This window comes from Halorubrum sp. 48-1-W (genome assembly GCF_003287355.1).
GTDB lineage: Archaea > Halobacteriota > Halobacteria > Halobacteriales > Haloferacaceae > Halorubrum.
Genome location: NZ_QMIM01000030.1, coordinates 36,026 through 56,943, shown reverse-complemented (window position 1 = coordinate 56,943; position 20,918 = coordinate 36,026). Strand labels below are relative to the sequence as shown.

Here is a 20,918-nt window from a genome sequence, read left to right as displayed (position 1 = left end):
TAGACACACCTTCAGCAAGCAGACGTTCTAACTAAGCGGCTTTGTGAAGTACTGACTCTCTATCAGGATTCAACCGAGCTGTGACCTGCCTCAGTATCACGTTCTACAGTACTCGGGCTGTCCTGCTTATCGACATTCGGAAAACTGGCTCCAAATAGTGGGCCTTTCCATATAGGCATTATATTTGGTGGCCCGATATTACAGGGTAGAAGGCGTTTGATTGTAGAATAGATGTATTCTGTATGGCCGAAAGCTCTCCGCACCGAGAGTCTGAACCTACGGGATGGAGTACAGATTCCCAAATAGTGCGTGAATTTGACAGACCTGTCCGTGTTTCGGATGCGGTTATTGAGACACTTATGCAAGCAGTCGAAGACTGGCCGGAACTCAGTAGATCACCTCCGGTGTTCGAATTCGTTGATGCAGACAAATTAGATGGCTTGTTCAAAACTCGTACAGTCGAGGAGACCAGCCATATGCCCTCTGTGGAGTTTCTCTTTCAGGACGCACTTGTGACGGTCATGTACGCATCAACGGTGCGTGTCATCGTCGAACGAGATGCGTGAGTGAGAACAGATGACCCATTCCAGTACCGTTCTGATCGTCGAAGACGAAGAGAATCTCGCTGACTTGTTTGGCGTTTGGCTACAGGAGCACTTCGAGGTTCATGTGGCCTATTCCGGGGAAGATGCACTGGAAATCTTCGCTGAGGAACCGATTGATATTGTCCTTTTAGATCGTCGAATGCCGGGCCTCTCTGGCACGGAGGTGCTACAATCAATTCGTGAAGGCGGCGATGCCCAGCAGGTGATCATGGTAACAGCTGTTCAGCCAACGGAAGACCTAGCGTCCATCGATGTGGATGACTATCTTCTCAAACCAATCGACCGGACACAGCTTCTTCGAGCTGTGGAAGCTGCAGAGCTGATTCTAACATACGAAGATTCACTCACAGAGCTTCTCTCACTCACCGCGAGGAAAGCCACGTTAGAAGCGAACCTTGACAAAACAGAGCTGGAAAAGGACGATCGATACGGCGATCTCCTCCAGAGAATACGGGAGTTGGAGGAGGAAGCTGATACGACACTTCAGCGTCTCGAAACAGATTATCAGATCGATATGCTGGTCAGAGACCAGCGTATCGGATCCCAACCTGTAGAGCAGTTCTGATATGGTACGAGGAGCCGTGGCATCCACTAATTGTGCTGCCAGCAGCAGTATCGAAGTACTCGCAGAAAGTAAATATCCGCTGCTCATCGGATTGGTCTTCGTACGAGCTATAGATGCGAGTCTCACGTACTATGGGCTAAGCATCGGACTGCGAGAAGCCAATCCGATTGTCGTACTTATTGTTGAGACTCTCGGAATCATCCCCGGCCTATTCTTTCTCTCGTCGGTGTCACTAGTGTTATTATTCTTTCTTGGTGAATACCTGCTTCCCTGGGTCGCACAATCGAGACATAATATCGATCTGTGGAGCAATGTAGCATACCTTTCAGCTTTGGTCGTATGGAGCGCTGTGTCGCTTCATAATATGGTACTCATTTGGATATGAGATTGATCGAGTTTGTCGGTTTATTATTATATGTTTCAATTGTGTTAATTATATCATTTGCTATGCTGCTTTCTCTGCTTTAATTTCTGCAATGAAGGTCCAAACCCTCATTTTATAAACGGTTTAGGAGGATGCCAGAGGCTTGGCCCTGCGGCAATTCACGGATCAAAACTGGATAGATAGAGTATTAGTACCTATTAGCAGAGGCAATCTACAAGTTACACTATACATAGAGGCATACAACATATACTGTATATGAGTGAATATTCTGAGGGACTATGACCCAACCAGGCAGCGAATCACTATGGCTGTGGCTAGGGACAGCGGGAATGCTCATTGGTATGCTGTACTTCATCGCTCGCGGATGGGGTGAAAAGAATAGACGCCGTCAAGAGTTCTATATTGTCACGATATTCATCACTGCTATCGCGTTCGTAAACTACCTGAGCATGGCACTTGGATTCGGCTTGACGACAATCGAGATCGGCGGTGAGGAGCTACCGATTTATTGGGCACGGTATACCGATTGGCTGTTCACAACGCCACTCTTACTCATCGACCTCGGACTGCTTGCCGGGGCAAACCGAAACCAACTGTCTACACTCGTTGGCCTTGACGTACTGATGATCGGCACCGGTGCCGTGGCAACGCTATCGACAGCCGGTGTGCTGCTCAGCCCTGTCGGAGATCGCATTATTTGGTGGGGAGTCTCGACGGGCTTCTTAATGGTGTTGCTATACTTCCTCTTCGGCACCCTAACCAAAGAAGCAAGCCAATTATCGGGAGCCGCGCGATCAACGTTTAGCACGCTTCGGAACCTCATCGTAGTCGTTTGGCTGGTCTACCCAGTATGGTGGATCCTCGGCACGGAGGGGCTCGGAATGATCAGCCTCTATAGCGAAACGGCTGGGTTCATGGTGCTCGATCTCGTCGCGAAGGTCGGCTTCGGTATTATCTTGCTATCGAGTCGCGATGTTCTCGACGCTGCCGGCGATGCTGCTAGTGCGGCGTTAGGAGATACAGAATCCAGTGACTAATCACGCAAGGGAGTCAGGTGACTTCTTACACGAGTTCAGTCCTGTCTCTTACCCACAAATCAAGTCGCTGCCGAGATCGATGAGCTCGGCTGAAAATACCGATATCTACGGATGTAAGACCCTCGTGGAACGATTTCGTCGACCTCGTTTATTCGCATTTAGTACCTCCCCACCGCCGATATCACCGCCCGAATCGCTCCTCATCTCGATCTATCGAGTTTAGATCGGGGCCGAAAGCGTCTGAAACGCCCGTTTGGGCCTCGATGAACTTATGGGTAAGAGGCAGGACTGAAGTCGTGGGCTTTCTCCTCGAACCTCTGTAAACGTAAAGTACCTTGGGATCAAGCTGCGAGGCTTCGTGTTTCAACGACACGTTTTATACATTCCACGATTGAATCTACAGGGAGCGCAGTTTCCGCAGACGTGGTTCGGCCTCTCCCTGACTACTTGATGGCGACGAGGGAGCGTCTGACCCCGCTTGTTTTCGCCGACTAAGCCAGACGTGAGGAGTGCTATCATGCCTTTTGATAAGGAGTCCTTCGAGTTAATAACACTCGCTGGGCAGGCTTGGGAGTATCTGGACGGATTAACTTATCGTCCTGTTCATCCCACAAAACTAACTTCATTAGCCAGAGAACCTATATATAGGGGTTAAGAATACCAAATAGGTGTATGTATCGGAAAACGCGCTATACCTTTTGCCTACAATTATAATAGATTGGTACAAGATACACACGGTAAGGTCTGGGCAGTTTTTTTCAGCGTGATCATGGTGCTGTCCATAATTACTATGAGTTTGACGCTTGTTGGAACTGTGGCGGCGCAATCTTCACAAATAACAGAACTGCAAGATCCTGACGTCCGAGACATTACAGAAGGGGAAGATACTCTAGAGGTATATGTCGAGGTGAAGTTCTCTGATCGAAATAAAGAAAATGAAGATCTAATATCCATAAATGTTCAGGAGTTAGCCGAAAGCGGCGTAAGTATTACCGGAATAAGTGATGTTTCCACACCAGATTCTGGTTCAGGAGATCTTAATGTTGGTAGTGATGCCTCAAATGATACAGAGGAAATAGGCGATGCCGAGGGATCAGATGTCGAAGATTTCGACACTGTTGATGAGGGTGACCGAATTGCGCTTGTTGCTGTTGAGGCTGTCGGCTCCGGGGCGGAAGAATTTAGAAGATTAAAAGTAACTCTCAATGTCGATGCCAGCAGCGCGAACGATCCTGAAAAAATCACGTATGATGTTGAGTCTAGAGACGGAAATATGCTCAATGACAGCTCTATTCTGCTAGATGGCGATGGTTCAGAAGACAAACCTCACAAGATATTTGACTGGGCTGGATTGGACGCAGTAAGTGACCATTCAGACGATTCATTTGAGCTTTCTAACGACCTGAACGAATCGACTGAAGGATATGACACTTATGCATCTAGTGGCGCTGATGGGGGCGAAGGATGGGATCCAGTTGATGATTTCTGTGGAACATTCGACGGTCAGGGCCATACTATCGATGATCTGTTCATAAACCGTGAGGGTGATAATAATGGACTCTTCGGGACTATCAAAGGAACCGGCCAGGTGAGGAATCTCGGGGTGACGAACGTGGACCTCACCGGGGATCAAATGATGGGTGGGTTAGCGGGCAGAAACAATGGATTGATCAAGAACAGCTTCACCACTGGCATGGTCGACGGGAGAGATCGAACCGGTGGATTGGTTGGGTTTAATGAAGGTGAAATAAATAACAGTTACACCGGTACAGAGGTAATTAGTGGCGGTGATATGGTTGGTGGTCTTGTTGGAGATAATGGTGACACAATCCAGAAAAGTTACTCATTTGGCCTCGTAGATGAGGCGGGTGAAAGCGGCAAAGTTGGTGGACTTACTGGAAGAGAAGACGGAGATACATGGACAGATGATAGTTTCTGGGACACCGAAACCTCGGGACAGTCTTCTTCCGGTGGTGGAACTGGCCTCACCACCGCTCAAATGCAGGATTACAACTCCTTTACCGACGAGTCCAACGATGGGCTTGATGTTGCATGGGACTTTGTTGGCACAGAAAATGATGATGCCGGCACAGACGAGTATTGGGAGATGGACCAGGATGGCACAGTAAACGACAACTATCCCATTCTCACTTGGCAGGACGGAGCAGATGGTACACTTTCGTACACGTTTTCTGGTGGTAGCGGCACAGAGGATGACCCGTACGAAATTTCTAATTGGGGCGACTTAGCTGAAATAACCGAAGATGACTACTTTGTACTCGTCAACAACATATCCAGCGAGACCACAGGGTACGACGACTATGCCTCCAGCGAAGCTAATGATGGCAACGGATGGGACCCAATAGCTGACTTTGATGGATCATTTGATGGACAAGAGTATGAGATCCGTGATCTGCATATCGATAGAGAGGGCGAAGATTATGTTGGGCTGTTTGGAAATATAACCGGAGATGTCAAGCGCGTAGGTGTAACTAATATCGACGTCAGCGGAGGGAATCGCGTTGGTGGATTAGTCGGTTTAAATGACGAAAATGGAAATATCACAGATTCGTATGCGACAGGAAATGTCTCAGGAGATGACAACGTCGGTGGATTGGTTGGATATATCGACGAAGGCGGGTATGTTTACACTTCTTACGCGGCTGTAGACGTAACTGGGAAGGATAACGTGGGGGGATTCTTTGGACTATTTGAGGGGACAGACGGAATGAGTGGTTCCTACGCTACAGGCTCAGTAGCTGGTGAGAATTACGTGGGAGGGTTTATTGGTAAAAAAGAGGGTGGCGATGTCAAAGATTCGTATTCAACTGGTGAAGTAACCGGAGATGATAACGTAGGCGGATTCGCTGGTGACGATGTCGGTGGAGATATCGTCAATAGTTTCTGGGACACTACAACTTCGGGACAGGGATCTTCTGGGGGTGATGTAACCGGTAAAACTACGGCAGAGATGCAAAATATAGCAACTTACTCTGAGTGGACTATTGAACAAAGACGAAACTACGATGCAAATACAGATTGGTTTATCCAGAATGGTACTGACTATCCACGATTAAGCTGGGAACCGTTACCCCCGGTTGAGATAGATAGTTGGAAGGAACTAGAAGGCATCAGTAATAATTTGACTGACGAGTACGTCTTAACAACTGATCTAGATAAAGACGATACGGGTGATTCTACAGATTGGGACTCTATCGGGACGTTTGAGGGAACCTTTGACGGACAGGGCCACACCATCGCAAACTTGAGTGGGAGCAATGGTTTATTCTCTAAAATTGATGGAGCAACAATTGAAAATGTTACTCTGGATGACGTTGACGTAGCGTCGGAATCAAACCAGATCGGAGGGTTGGTTGGGACCGTTGAAGATACTGAAAGATCGACTATCTCTGGAGTGAATGTTACAGGAACTGTTAACGGGGAAACAGAAACTGGGGGCCTCATTGGTTATAATAGTGGAGCAGATATCAAAAATTCCTCTGCAACAGGGAGTATACCAGATGGAGAAGGAGGTAAGCAAGGAGGCTTAGTAGGTTACGAAGCTGGTGGTAACAACTACACAGATGTTTACGCCGAGATGGATGTCAGTCTAGACTACGGTGAAGAAAATGACGTAGGAGGTCTTATTGGGCTTTTTGACGATTCTCAGACTGGAGGCTCAATAACGGGTGCGTACGCAATCGGGGACGTTCTAGGAGAAAATAGGGTGGGTGGACTGATTGGTAACAATAGTGGAGCAGATATCACTGACTCTTATGCAACAGGAACTATACCCGGTGGAGAGGGGTCAAAAGTAGGTGGATTAGTTGGTTACGAAATTGGCAGTAATACGTACACACGTGTCTATGCTACCGGGAATGTCAGCCCTGAACATGATGAGGAAACTAATATAGGTGGCCTTATCGGTCATTTTGATTCTTCGCAGACTGGAGGCTCAGTGACCGATTCGTATGCTACAGGAGATGTTTACGGAGATTCATATTTAGGTGGCTTAATAGGACGAAATAACGGAGCAGATATTACGAACGCTTATTCAACGGGATGGGTACGAGACAGAGATTATTCTGGTGGATTAACAGGTAGCGATGATGGCGGGTCCTACTCTAACGCTTTCTGGGACACGAATACATCGGAACAAGATGATTCGGCAGGAGGAACCGCAAAGACCACCGAAGAGATGAACAAAGTCGCTACGTTTACCGATTCAGACACTGACGGATTAGACGACCCGTGGGACTTCGTCGGCAATCCGAACGATGACGAGGGCGAAGAAAACATCTGGAATATCGGCGGGGCGACAAACGATGGGTATCCTTATTTGGAACAATTAGCCGATGCTGACCCGGCCTCGGTGAGCGGTGACGTGTTCGAGGGTGACGGTGTAACGCGAGTGAGTGATGGTACGGTCGAAATCTACTTTTATCAGCAGAACGACTCCGGCGATGCTGACGAGACCGCAGATCTTGACGATGGCTCATACAGCTTCGACGGACTCGGCGCTGATGACTACCACCTCGTCGTCACTGGGGCTACTGACCACCAAGACGACGAGCGCAACATCAGCCTCAATGCTGGTGAATCCGCTACTGAAAACTTCACGCTAACGGAGATCACGGTAGTGGATTCCATATCTGTTGATACCCCGATCGATACGCTTGACTACGACTCTGGAGACGCTCTGAACCTGAGCGGCCTGGTCATCAATGAGACACTCTCGGACGGAACTACGGAAACAACGGCCTTCGACGATGCTGGCTGGTCGAACTACACCGCGGTTCCGGCGGACGGAGATCCCTTGGCTGATTCCGATGATGGAACCAATGTAACTGTCACTCATACGGATTCAGGAGAGACGACGGACACCAGCACGCTGACCGTGAATACGGTGGTGGACTCCATCTCCGTCGAGACGCAGCCCGATACCCTCACCTACGACTCGGGAGACGCTCTAGACTTGACCGGCCTGGTCATCAACGAAACGCTTTCAGATGGAACGACGGACACGACGAGCTTTGACGATGCTGACTGGTCGGAGTACACTGCCGATCCATCGAACGAAACCACACTGGAAGGCTCCGATGACGGAAGCCCCGTCACAGTCACCCACACCGATTCAGGCAATACGGCTGATACGGATCCGCTAACCGTGAATACGGTGGTCGAATCTATCTCTGTCGAGACCCAGCCCAACCTGACGTACGACTCGGGCGACGCTCTGGACCTGACCGGGATGGAAGTGACTGTAACGTACAGTGACGGGTCAACCGCGACCGTCACGTACGACGATAGCGATTGGGACTCCAATTATTCGGTAGATCCCTCGGACGAAACCACACTAGAAGATGCTGATGACGGAAGCACCGTCACAGTCACCCACACGGATTCAGGAGAAACGGCAGATACTGATCCATTAACCGTGAATGCGGTGGTCGAATCCATCTCTGTCGAGACTCAGCCCAACCTGACGTACGACTCCGGAGAAGCGTTGAACCTGACCGGAATGGAAGTTACCGAAACCTACACCGATGATTCAACCGCGACCGTCACGTACGACGATAGCGATTGGGACTCCAATTATTCGGTAGACACATCGGACGAAACAACACTAGAAGACTCCGATGACGGAAGCACCGTCACAGTCACCCACACAGATGCGGGGGAGACAGCGGACACCGACGTGCTGACCGTGAATGCGGTGGTAGACTCCATCTCTGTCGAGACCCAGCCCAACCTGACGTACGACTCCGGCGAATCGCTGAACCTGAGCGGGATGGTCATCAACGAAACGCTTTCAGATGGAACGACGGACACGACGAGCTTTGACGATGCTGACTGGTCGGAGTACACTGCCGATCCCTCGGACGGAACCACGCTAGAAGTTGCTGATGACGGAAGCACCGTCACGGTAACTCATACGGATTCAGGAGAGACAGCAGACACTAACGCACTAACTGTGAATGTGGTGGTGGACTACATCTCCGTCGAGACTCAGCCCAACCTGACGTACGATTCAGGAGAAGCTCTGGACCTGAGCGGCATGGAAGTTACTGAAACATATAGTGACGGATCGACCTCGACCGTCACGTACGGTGATAACAATTGGGGCTCTGATTATTCGGCAGATTCATCGGACGGAACAACACTGGAAGACTCCGATGATGGCGGCACCGTCACAGTCACCCACACAGATGTGGGGGAGACAGCGGACACCGACGTGCTGACCGTGAATGCGGTGGTGGACTCCATCTCCGTCGAGACCCAGCCAAACCTCACGTACGACTCCGGAGAATCGCTGAACCTGAGCGGAATCGAAGTGACTGAAACGTACAGTGACGGGTCAACCTCAACCGTCACGTACGGGGATAGCGATTGGGACTCCGATTATTCGGTAGATCCATCAGATGGAACCGTGCTGGAGGAGGGCGATGATGGAAGTACAGTCACTGTAACTCATACGGATTCGGGAGAGACAGCGGGCACCGACACGCTAACCGTTAATACAGATGGTGACGGTAGTGACGGTGCCGACTCGATAGCGATCCAGACAGAGCCGGACGGAACACAGACAGCTGGTGAGACGCTCACCAGCCCGCCGAAAGTCAGCGTCACTGACGAGCACGGCAACGCCGTTGAGGGAGTCGACGTGACGGTGACCGAAAACAGCGACTACTCATTCGACTCGGGAACGACCACCCAGACGACCGGGAGTGATGGCGTCGCTACTTTTGACGATCTCGTGATCGAAACAGCAGGCACTAGCTATGAGCTGAACTTCTCCATCAGTAGTGGCGACCACAACGTGACTGCCGGCGACACAGCCAGCGCTCAGACCTTTGAGGTCGAATCTGCCGCAGCTGACTCAGTAGTGATCCAGACGCAGCCAGACGTAATCCAGATAGCTAATGAGACACTGACTGGTCTGCCGGCAGTCAACGTCACTGACGAGCACGGCAACGCCGTTGAGGGAACTAATGTTACCGTCGCACTGAAACCCGTAGGGGACCCACAGGACTTCGGTTATAACTCTACATTGACCGTTCTGACGAACGAGTCGGGGATAGCCACATTCGACAACTTAGTTGTCAACACGACGACTGGCGATTACAGGTTGGAATTCAACGTAAACCCATCAGTCACTTCCGAAATCTTCAGTATGGAAGCTGCCACTGACACGACGCCTCCAGAGATTACGAACTTCAGTGTTAACAATACAGAGGGGCAGACTGTCGAAGTCTCCTTTGACTCCGACAAAGAGCTGAGTAAGATCAATTCCAATGGGACGGATGACGCCGATGGGACTAATCTAGTGATGAGTAACTTCACCCAAAGCGGTAACCTTACTAATGGCTTCACATACACTGCTACTCTGAGCGAGAATGAGGGCGGCACGTTTGGAGCGACACTCGACACTGCTGAAGATGCTAACGACAACGACGGTGCGAGTGACGAGTCTGACTCTGTCATGATCGACACGAGCAATGACGGAGATGGCAGTAGTGGTGGGAGTGGTGGAGATGGCAGTAGTGGTGGGAGTGGTGGAGATAACAGTAGTGGTGAGAGTGGTGGAGATAACAGTAGTGGTGGCGGAAACGGGAACAGCATCAACGAGACCGATACTGGAGACAACCAATCACAGTCGGTTACTCGCCAGCCATCCACCGACGGGTCAATTGGCTTCGCCGTCTCGGATTCCGATGGAGCCGGTAATATCTTGCTCTCACTTACCGACGAGGCAGACGACGCAACAGAGGAGCCAACCGGACGTAACGTCAATCACGACAACCTGTCGGTTCAACCGACCGAAACCGGCACCCGCAAGTTCAATATTAGCGTCCGTCAGTGGGACGCCAGTAGCGAAACCAATGAGAGTACCAACGACCGATTCTTCGAGGGAACTGGCTCGTCGGCCATCGGCTACGTCGAAGTGACTCACTCGAATCCGGACGACGACATCGAGGGTGTGACGTTCCAGTTCCGCGTGCGATCCGCATATCTCGACGAACACGATATCGAGTCGGAGGATATCGCGCTCTATCGCGACGAGACCGGACGCTGGAACGAACTGGACGCGACTGAAGTCGAAACAACCGACACTCATCACGTCTTCGAGTCCGAATCGCCCGGCCTCTCATTGTTTGCTGTTGGTGCTCCCGACTCAACTGAGCCCACTAGCGGGCCGGACGCGGTTGCGACCGTTTCGCCTGACTCAGTCACCGTAGGCGAGGAGATAACGCTTGACGGTAGCGACTCGACGAACGAAGACGGCGAGATTGCCGCCTACAATTGGAGTGTTAACGGTGAAACGATAACCGGAGAAACGGTAACAGTAACCGCCGACGAACCAGGTGAGTACACTGTCGAACTCACCGTGACGAATAACGCTGGCGAGACTGACACCACGGTAACGGATCTGACCGTTACGGCGGGCGAAGACACTTCCGACAACGAGCATCCAACCACTACCGACGATGAGACGCCTGTCGGATTCGCTATCTACGCGATTATTGCTCTCCTCGTCGTCGTGATCGTAGCCGTCATCGCCTGGGGTGTGAGGCGTCGGCGCTCCGAGGACGACGATTCCATCTGGTAGTCCGATCCCACATCGTGAAACATCAATTCAAATACCGACACCGTCTTTCTTGATCCAGCAGAAAACTCAGACGATACCGAGAGCGATCTTGAGGATCTCACCATCCATGATTTCGACACCTCCGCATCTCGGTCATTCGGGCCATCGCTCATCAGACAGTGAAACCAATACTTAGGTGTTGATAATCTCAACTAGGTATATGTATTGGGGTCAGAACTTTACCCTACGTCATTCATTCTTGACCTGGATACCTATCAAATGGTATCCGGCGAAGCGTCAGGGAGACATTCACCCCCCACCCCCCACCCCCCTTTAGCGAAATGTAGGCCAAGCTGTAATGACAGGCGGGGTCAGCCTCTGACAAATATATGCTATTAGCTCAAAATTCACATATTGGTTGTGGCAAAGTAGATCCATTTAACCGACACTGGAGACTGTCCATTTTATGACTGCTAACAATCGACCGGGTTCACACCCATCTCTCGGGCTGAAAGATACCTTCTCACTCGATCAGTTGCCGTTACACTCAACTGATCTGCTTACGCTTCTTGACCCGCGTGGGAGAATACTGTACGAGAGTCCGGCCATCGAACGGTTGTATGGCTATGAGCAAGACGAACTCGTCGGTGAGCAGGTTGCCGAGTACTTCCACCCAGAGGATCGAGAACGCGTCGTCGAAGCATTCGCCGCAATGGTCTCGGAAAAAGCGCACCACGTTGAGGCGGTCGAATACCGGCACCTACAGGCAGATGGGTCCTACAAATGGATCGAATCGGTTGGCTCGTCAAACCCCACGCCCGACGGCAACTACGTCATCAACTCTCGGGATATCTCCGAGCGCAAACAGCGTGAACGAGAGTTACAGCAGACCCGAGAGCAGGTCCAGTCCGAACGCGACGGCAAGGAAGCCATCCGCCAACTCCTTTTGCAGACATCGACCAACCGGGAGATCGCTGCGAGTGTCTGTCACCTGCTCGTCAACGACTACGGCTACGAGTCGGCCTGGGTCGTCCGGAAGCAAGGACCAGGAGGTGGCGACCAGCATCCGGTTGTGATCGCCGACCACGGATCGGACCGGGGCTTCCGGCACCCCGGTGAGGGGAGCGCCATCGACGCAGCGACACGACGCACACTCGCCACGGACGACCCCGTGACAGTCACGACAGACATGGACGGAGAGAACGACATCGTCGCCCAACTGGAGCGGTGTGGACTGTTCTCGGTGCGGTCGGTGCCGTTGGTCCACGAAGGACTGTCCTACGGCGCGCTCACGGTCGTCCGGACGGATACCGGCAGCGACGTGGCAGGACAGTTGGTCGACGAAGTGGCGGCCGCCCTCGCGTTCAAACAGCAGGTCCACCGCCAGCAGGAAGCGCTGGCCGGTGAGACAGTAACGGAACTCTCGCTCCGGTACACGGGCGACCACGTCCTGACAGCCCTGTCGAGGGCACTGGCTGTCGAGGATGGCGACGAGGAAGACGACGAGTTCCCGGAGCTGGTCGTCGAGGAACTGCACGCCGAGGGTGGCCCCGGTTCGACATACCTCGTCAAGACGGCTGATGTGGACGCCGAGACAGTTCGGGCGACTGCAGCGGAGCTCCCGTCGGTCACGGCGGCGACCGTCGTCACCGAAACGGAGACGACTGCGGTCGTGTCGATTCGTGCCGAGACAGGGTCGATCAGGGGAGTTCTGGGCGGGTACGGCGAGATACTGCGCTCGATTACCGTCTGTGACGGCCGTCTGAATCTGACCGTGGAGTTCCCGCGCCGGACTGATCTCAGTGCCATCGTCGACGCCGTACAGGACCACTGGCCCGAGGTGACCATGTACGCCTGTACCGAGCGCCCCGTCGACGACGACCACCCGAGCGCGTTCAGCGGGCTAACGAAGAAACAGGAAGGCGCACTCCGGGCGGCCTCGCTGTCGGGCTTTTTCGAGCGCCCACAGCAGGCCAGTGCCGAGGACGTGGCCGAGACACTGGACTCCTCTGCCTCGACGTTCCTCCATCACCTGCGCAACGCCGAACGGACCGTCTTCGAGGACGCCTTCTCCCACGACCCGAGACTCGACTGAGTCGCCCCCGTGCGGTTGTGTTCGCGTACTGGTTACCTCGTTGTCACTGTTGCGTATATATGCAAGCCATCTTTACACCGATATGCTGCGTAGTTGCCAGCAACGTGTCTTTGCTACCGTGTCTCTATGGGAGTTCGCTGATCACGAGCGCGGTGTATCCTGACGAACGACGCGAACACCCACGGACGAGCGACAAGCGAATAGACGGCGAGTTGTGGCCGGGCACCGTCGCGGAACTATCGGCTGGGGCGCTGGGTCGCGTGAGCGGTCGAGCGCGCCTGAGTCTGGCAGCGAGGTGGCCCCAGTTCGGGCGGTGGTTGACGTGACAAACACGGCCGGCAGACTGCTGTCGGTGTATCTCGTCACCATCGTGGGGCTGGCGATGCTAACGACCAGCGGCGGGTTCGTCGGGACGGCGGCGGCGGGCAACACCGCCCCGGACTGTAGCACCGTGGGCTACACCGGGTCGGGCACATCAAGCGATCCCTACGAGGTGGAGAACGTCGATCAGTTGCAGTGTATCGAGAATCAGGGACTCGGGAATCATTACAAACTCGGGAACGATATCGACGCGAGTGAAACCGAGAGCTGGGGCGGTGGCTTCGAGCCACTGGGCGAGTTTACCGGGACGCTCGATGGGGACGGTCACGCCATCGACTCACTCCAGATTACATCGAGTAACGGAGCCGATAGTGCGTTGTTCACGAAGCTCAATGATGGAACGATCAGCGATCTCGATTTGACGAATGCAACGGTTCGTGGTGGAGCCGGGGGTGACGGCGCGGCCGGAAGCGACGGTGGCAGTACGGGTGATCCGGGTACGGCAGGTAACGATGGTGGGGATGCAGCAGCAATCGTGCTGGTAAACGATGGCGGGTCACTGCAGGCTGTCACGCTCGTCAACTCAACCGTTGAAGGCGGCAACGGTGGTGCCGGTGGTGCCGGTGGCTACGCTGACGACAACGGCGGCGATGGTGGTCCGGGTGGCGATGGCGGTAATGCCAGTGGCCTCGTCTTCCAGAGCCGGAACGGGATGATCGCCAACTCGACCGTCGAGGGAACGACGGTCCGGAGCGGTCTTGGAGGCCAAGGCGGCCTCGGTGGTGACAGCAATGGGGACGATTTCAGTGATGAAGTCGGAGACGGTGGCGACGGCGGGGCAAGCGGTCACGTCGGTGGCCTCCTGTTCGAGACCGACAGTGACCAGATCACTGACTCACAGGTCACCGCTTCGACCGTCGAGAGTGGTTCCGGCGGTGATGGTGGCGACGCCGGTGAAATCGATGGAACCGACAGGAACGCCGTCGGTGGTTCGGGTGGATCTAGTGGTGATTCCGCTGGATTCGTCGTCACGGAGTCTGGAACTACCATTGTTGATTCGTCAGTTGGTAATACAGTTGTCGGGAGCGGAGACGGTGGTGCTGGTGGCGACAGCAGTCGGCACACGCAGTTCGGCTCATACTCCGGTTCAGCCGGTGATGGTGGTTCCCCCGGCAAGGCCAGTGGATTCTTGCGGAATCTTCAGACCGGGACACTCGATGGACCGACGGTCGACAACGCGACGGTGACCATCGGTACTTTCGGAGCGAGAGGAGAGAGTGGCTTAATGGGCGACTCTTTTAGGAGTACGCCTGGACGTGACAGTGCTGGCCTGGTGATCGACAATGAAAACAGTATCCAGAACGCGCTCGTCACGAACACGAGCGTGACCGCAGGCGACGCGAGCGACGGCGAACGAAAGGACGGTGCCGTGGGTGGTAGTGCTGGAGGGCTGGCGGTCACGAGTAGCGGAACAATTAGCCAATCTCACGTCGCGGGAACAACTGTCACAGCCGGTGATGGAGGATACGGTGAAGGAAGCGGCTCCGGGTCCGCTACAGGAAACGGTGGAGACGGTGGCGTAGCTGGCGGTCTCGTCAGCAAAAATCTCGGAACCGTCGAAGAAGTCGCCGTCACTAATACGACTGTAACGGGTGGGGACGGTGGTATTGGTAACGGTGGCGGTGGCGGTGAATCGGAAGGGGTTGGTGGAAACGGCGGTGACGGCGGTGGCCTGGCCGCCGATAACGATGGTACTGTCCGGGATACGTACGTAACTGGCATCGACATCACCGCCGGTGATGGTGGTGATGGTGAACGCGGTGGTGGCGGCGATAGCTTAGCATACGGCGGAGATGGCGGAGATAGCGGAGGACTCCTCGCACTCAACACGGATACGGCGACCGACGGATACGTCGGTAGTGCGACGATCACCGAGGGTGCCGGTGGTAGTGGCGACAACAATGGCGACAGCGGCACGCCCGGGGCCTTCGTCGTGGTCAATCAGAGATCTGTCGACGGGTACTGGAACGAAGACGAAACCAACGTTGGCGTTACCGATGCCGGCACAGGGCTCACCACCACGGAGATGCAGGGGTCCAGCGCCACCTCGAACATGGGTGGCTTCGACTTCTCGGGGACGTGGGAGACAGTCGAGAACTCCGAGGGCGACACCACCGGGGACAGCTACCCGATTCTCCAGTCCGTCGACCGCCAGGCCCAACTGGAAGCACAGAACGTCAACGCCTACGCTGGCGGTGACGGCACGGCCTCGAACCCCTACGAAATAGCGAACTGGTACCACCTCGACAACGTCAGCGGGAACCTCGACGGCAACTTCACGCTCGTCGTCGACCTCAACGAGACGACGGCGGGGTACGACGCCGTCGCCCGCGAGACAGCCAACAGCGACAAGGGGTTCGACCCCATCGGTGACTCGGGCACGCCGTTCACGGGCACGTTCGACGGCAACGGTCACACGATTTCGGGCCTCTCCATCGACCGGGGAGATGACGTCGGGTTATTCGGAGAAACCGAGACCGGAAGTTCGATGACGGACGTCACGCTCGAATCCCCGGACGTCATCGGCGAACACGACGTCGGGCCGCTCGTAGGTGCTAGCTACGGCGACATCACCGAGGGAACCGTCGATGGCGGGGACGTGACAACCGACATCGGCACCGACGAGGAGGCACACGTCGGCGGACTCGTGGGCACAATTTACGACGGGACTATCGAACGCTCGACCACGTCCATCACCATCGATGCGGACGGAAACGACGAAGTCGGCGGTCTGTCAGGGGATATGGCCGGGGAAGGAACCGTCAGAGAGTCCTCCGCGACGAGCGACGTGACAAACGGTGGCGAGAAGATCGGCGGTCTCTTGGGGGATGCGAACGCCGATGCCACGATCACGGAGAGTTTTGCTACAGGGTCGCTCGACGGTGACGGCTCCATAGGTGGTCTCGTCGGCCGCGAAGACGGTGGGAGTGTCGACGTGAGCGATTCCTACTGGGACACCGAGGCGACCGGGGAGGACGAGACCGCCGGAGACGGGACAGGGCTGACCACCGATGAGATGCAGGGCCGGTCGGCGATAGACGAGCTGAGTGGACTGGATTTCGATAGCGTCTGGTGGATGACGACCCACGATGATGACTACCCCCGGCTGCGCGCACTCGACGCGGGACTCGACATCACCATCGACGAGACGAACGAACCGGTGACCGAGGGCGAGACGCTGACCGTCGACGTGACCATCGACAACACCGGGTCGAGCGAACGTACCCAGGACGTTACGCTCGACATCGAGGGCGAGGACGAGGCCCAGGACGAAGAAGAAGTCACCGTGGACGGCGGCACTAGCGAAGAGATTACGCTTGAGTGGGAGACGGCCTCCGGCCTCGCAGACGATTACGACGTCGAGGTCGTCACCGACGACGCCATCGACACCGACAAAATCGAAGTGGAGCAACGCTACGAGATCGACGCCAGCGACGGCGACGAAACGACCGGTCCCGGTGAGTCGGTTACTGTGGATCCGGACCTCTCATTGTCCGGTCCCGGCGAAGATCTCGAAGACGCGCGCGTGGTACTCCAGAACAAGAAAGACGGCGACGAACTATCCGTCGACACGAGTGGGACCGACATCACCGACGACGGCTACAACGCGTACACCGGCGTCCTCAAACTGTCCGGGACAGCGTCGGTGAGCGACTACGAGTCAGTGCTTCGGACCGTCGAGTTCGAGAACACCGAGGACGCGGGCAGTACCGACACTGCCGACCGCGACATCTCGTTCTCGTTGGGTGATTCGCTACCCTCCGGGGACACCGAGCACTACTACGAGTACGTCGAAGACGATGCCATTCGGTGGGACGACGCACGCGACGCCGCCGCAGACGAGGACTACTTCGGGCTGACGGGCTACCTAGTGACGGTCACCAGCCAGAAGGAAAACGATTTCGTCGCCGACAAACTCGAAGGCCAGGGTTGGATCGGGGCGAGTGACGCCGACCAGGAGGAAGAGTGGCGATGGAAGACCGGCCCTGAAGGGACGGAAGACGGCGGTGACGGACGACACTTTTTCGACCAGAACGGTGAGGGCGGGAGCGCGGTCGGCGACGAGTACGAGAACTGGAACGACGGCGAGCCGAACGACGACGGCGGCGAGGACTACGCCCACTACCGGACAGACGGCACGTGGAACGATTACGCCATCGACAATGGAAACATCGATGGGTACGTCGTCGAGTACGGCGGTCTCGACGGCGACCCGGACGTCCAGTTGCAGGACACGAAGACCGTCGAGATAGAACAGGCGGACCTGCGGACGTACGACGTGGACGGTCCCGACGACGGGCCATTCGCCACGGGTGACACCGTCGAGTACGAGTTCACCGTGGAAAACGGGGGACCAGACGACGCGGACGACGTGACGCTCTCAACGTCGGGACTGACGATAGGCGAGGACGGTTTGAAGGATCTTGAGTGGGACACCGACGACGACGGGGACTTCGAGGAGACCGGAAAGGAAGCATCGATTTCGCTGACCCACGGCGGTGTCAAGCAGATCGCCCTCCGTGGCACCGTCGGAGACGACGCGACGGGTGACCTCGACCACGATGTTGAGGCATCGCCCGAACCCGACCAGGTCGACCCCGACACCGACGCGGCCAGTGCCTCGGTGTCGGTCGACCTCGGGACGGAGGTGACCGGGACGGTCCGTGACGGACTCGACGACGAGGCCATCGAAGGGGATAGAATCGAGGTCACGGCCAACCCCGACTCGGGGTCGGAGATCACGGCCGAGACTGACTCGGACGGCGACTTCTCTTTGCTGCTTGACCCCGATGTCGAATACGACCTCTCGGCGACGACGACCGTCGACGAGGACTTCGAGATAACGAACGAGACGGCCGTGGACCCCTCAGAGACGACCGACCAGGATCTCACGCTCGAACACGAGTACGACGAAGGTGACGGGAGCGAGAGCGACCCCTACGAAATCGAAAACGTCGAAGACCTCCAGCAGATGCGCTACGACCTCGACGCACACTACAAACTCGTCGACGACGTCGATGCGAGCGAAACTGACGAGTGGTTCGACGATGGTGGCACGGCGAAAGGCTTCGATCCCATCGGTGAGGATAGTACAAATTCGTTCACGGGCACGTTCGACGGCGACGGTCACACGATCACGGGGCTGTTCATCGACCGCGAAGATTACGTTGGGCTCTTCGGACGGGTGGATTCGAGTGGTGTTCAGAACGTTGGCGTCGAGAACGTCGACGTCTCCGGGGCAGAGTACGTAGGTGGCCTCGTCGGGTTCAGTTACAGTGGCGACGTCACCGAGACGTACACGACCGGCAATGTCGACGGCAAGGACTTTGTGGGCAGCCTCGTCGGGTACAACGACTACGGCGATGTGAACGAGTCCTACGCGACCAGTGATGTCAACGGTGACAGCTCCGTGGGTGGCCTCGTCGGGGAAGTCTCCGGTGACGTGACCGAGTCCTACGCGACCGGATCCGTGTCCGGATCCGCAGACGTGGGCGGCCTCGTCGGATACGACGACGACGGCACCGTCACCGATGGCTACTGGGATGTGGATTCAACCGGACAGTCCTCATCGGACGGCAGTCCGGACGAAAACGGGCTCGAAACCGACGAGATGCAAGGCAGGACCGCGAGCGACGAGGTGGATGGACTGGACTTCGCGGACGCCTGGTGGTTGTCGCTCGACCCCGACGACTATCCCCGGTTGCGCGCTCTCGGCGATGGCCTCAACGTCACCATCGACGGCACGAACGAGCCCGTGACCGAGGGAGACACGCTCACCGTCGACGTGACGGTAGAGAACCCCGGGGCCGACTCGCTAACGCGGAACCTCACGCTCGAGGCCGACGGGCAGCAACGCGACGACCGGGAGGTCACCGTGGCTGGCGACGACAGCGAGGAAATCACGCTGGAGTGGGACAGCGAGTCCGGTGACGAGGGGACGCACGACGTCGAGGTCGCCAGCGAGAGCGCGGTCCACACCGCCAAGGTGGAAGTCGACGAAGACAGTGGCGGCGGAGGCGGTGGCGACGGTGGCAGTAGTGGCGATGACAGCTCGCAGGATGACGGGGACAACAGGGACGAATCTCGGGTCGTCCGTGAGAACGTCGACGAGAGTGAAACCCGGTTCGAGGTCACTGGCGGGGACGACGAGGTCGCACTCGACGTTCGCGGAAACGACGATTCGGACGACCAAGGTGAGACTGGCGACGGGAACGAGCCGACCATCGACGAGTCGGACCGAGAAAACGTCGCCCTCGACAGCCTCTCGATCCGTTTGACCGAGGACGGTCAACGTGACTTCGAGGTCAGAGTCCGTGACTGGAGCGTTGCCCCCGACACAGGCGACGCCGAGCGAGACGACACCACGACGGACGGATCGAACGCGAGCGATGACGAGACCAACGTGACCGGGGACGGCACTGATCCCGCGAGTAGGGACGATCGCGCAGAGCCGGACGCGTTTCTTGAGGAGACCGGCTCCTCGGCCGTGGGCTACGTCGAGGTGAACCACACGAACCCCGACGAGGACATCGAGGACGTCACCTTCCAGTTCCGCGTGCGCAAGGCCTACCTAGAGGAGACGAGCGTCGATACGGACTCCGTCGCGCTTTACCGAGACGAAACGGACCGCTGGAACGAACTCGACGCCACACACGTCAACGAGACCGACGAATATCACGTCTTCGAGGCCACCTCGCCCGGCTTGTCATTGTTCACAATCGGCTCAACCCGCCCCGTCTTCGAGGTCAACGACGTGGACCTCGACCACACCGATATCGATGTGGGCGAAACAGTCACCGTGGAGGCGACTGTCCAGAACCTCGGTGGGACTGAGGGCACCCACGAGGTAGCACTGACAGCCGACGGTGAACGCGTCACCGAGACGAACGTTGACATCGACGCCCGCTCAACCGAGACAGTAAGCCTGCACTTCGACCCCGCGGAGGTCGGCCAGTACGACCTTATCGCCGGTGACGAAGCCGTCGGGACCGTTTCTGTCGGGGAAGCGAACAGCGAACGTAGCAATACGAACAATGGCGACGACGATGAGCAGACTGACGACGCGACGGGAGACGACGACCCTAACGCCATCCTGCTAGTCGGATTGCTGGCGGCGGCACTCGTAGTGCTGTTCGCGGTTGTTCGCCTGCGACAAAGGAAAGAGGAACCCGGGGAGTAGTCCGTCGTTCTTCAATACTAGTGAACTACCCTGCACTACTCGCTTACGGCTGACACCGCTTGTTCCTTGGAGTGGAGTAA

The 20,918-nt window shown here is 55.8% G+C and carries 9 protein-coding genes; 7 read left to right on the top strand and 2 right to left on the bottom strand.

Annotated elements, in window-relative coordinates:
• Positions 1 to 242: 242 nt before the first annotated feature.
• From DQW50_RS18875 to DQW50_RS13710, 6 genes are all read left to right on the top strand, one after another.
• Positions 243 to 566, top strand: coding sequence for a HalOD1 output domain-containing protein (locus DQW50_RS18875; RefSeq protein ID WP_157964874.1), 324 nt, complete (start codon positions 243 to 245; stop codon positions 564 to 566).
• Between the two features lie 10 nt (positions 567 to 576).
• A complete protein-coding gene (locus tag DQW50_RS13725) occupies positions 577 to 1,170 on the top strand; it encodes a response regulator (protein WP_112079836.1) in 594 nt (197 codons plus the stop codon).
• A gap of 1 nt (position 1,171) precedes the next feature.
• On the top strand, positions 1,172 to 1,555 hold the full coding sequence (locus DQW50_RS18870; protein WP_394338593.1) for a DUF5658 family protein: 384 nt from the start codon (positions 1,172 to 1,174) through the stop codon (positions 1,553 to 1,555).
• A gap of 278 nt (positions 1,556 to 1,833) precedes the next feature.
• Complete coding sequence (locus DQW50_RS13720) at positions 1,834 to 2,592, top strand: bacteriorhodopsin (protein WP_112079835.1); 759 nt, start codon at positions 1,834 to 1,836, stop codon at positions 2,590 to 2,592.
• A gap of 769 nt (positions 2,593 to 3,361) precedes the next feature.
• Positions 3,362 to 11,203: a GLUG motif-containing protein gene (locus DQW50_RS13715; protein WP_112079834.1), complete on the top strand. Its 7,842-nt coding sequence runs from the start codon at positions 3,362 to 3,364 to the stop codon at positions 11,201 to 11,203.
• Between the two features lie 445 nt (positions 11,204 to 11,648).
• Entirely contained in the window at positions 11,649 to 13,277 is a 1,629-nt protein-coding gene (locus DQW50_RS13710) for a PAS domain S-box protein (protein WP_112079833.1), read from the top strand.
• A 475-nt stretch (positions 13,278 to 13,752) separates the two neighbouring features.
• On the opposite strand, the gene DQW50_RS17900 is transcribed toward DQW50_RS13710, so the two are convergent.
• The gene (locus tag DQW50_RS17900; protein ID WP_157964873.1) at positions 13,753 to 13,926 is read right to left on the bottom strand and encodes a hypothetical protein; all 174 of its coding nucleotides are present in this window, start codon (positions 13,924 to 13,926) and stop codon (positions 13,753 to 13,755) included.
• A 255-nt stretch (positions 13,927 to 14,181) separates the two neighbouring features.
• Entirely contained in the window at positions 14,182 to 14,448 is a 267-nt protein-coding gene (locus tag DQW50_RS13705; RefSeq protein WP_112079832.1) for a hypothetical protein, read from the bottom strand.
• A gap of 483 nt (positions 14,449 to 14,931) precedes the next feature.
• Between DQW50_RS13705 and DQW50_RS13700 the strand changes: the two genes are divergently transcribed.
• Positions 14,932 to 20,838: a CARDB domain-containing protein gene (locus tag DQW50_RS13700; RefSeq protein WP_127341337.1), complete on the top strand. Its 5,907-nt coding sequence runs from the start codon at positions 14,932 to 14,934 to the stop codon at positions 20,836 to 20,838.
• Positions 20,839 to 20,918 lie beyond the last annotated feature (80 nt).

Excerpts from the sequence above, each read along its gene's own strand:
- DQW50_RS18875 (WP_157964874.1), top strand. The coding sequence starts at position 243 with ATGGCCGAAAGCTCTCCGCACCGAGAGTCTGAACCTACGGGATGGAGT.
- DQW50_RS13725 (WP_112079836.1), top strand. The coding sequence starts at position 577 with ATGACCCATTCCAGTACCGTTCTGATCGTCGAAGACGAAGAGAATCTC.
- DQW50_RS18870 (WP_394338593.1), top strand. The coding sequence starts at position 1,172 with ATGGTACGAGGAGCCGTGGCATCCACTAATTGTGCTGCCAGCAGCAGT.
- DQW50_RS13720 (WP_112079835.1), top strand. The coding sequence starts at position 1,834 with ATGACCCAACCAGGCAGCGAATCACTATGGCTGTGGCTAGGGACAGCG.
- DQW50_RS13715 (WP_112079834.1), top strand. The coding sequence starts at position 3,362 with ATGGTGCTGTCCATAATTACTATGAGTTTGACGCTTGTTGGAACTGTG.
- DQW50_RS13710 (WP_112079833.1), top strand. The coding sequence starts at position 11,649 with ATGACTGCTAACAATCGACCGGGTTCACACCCATCTCTCGGGCTGAAA.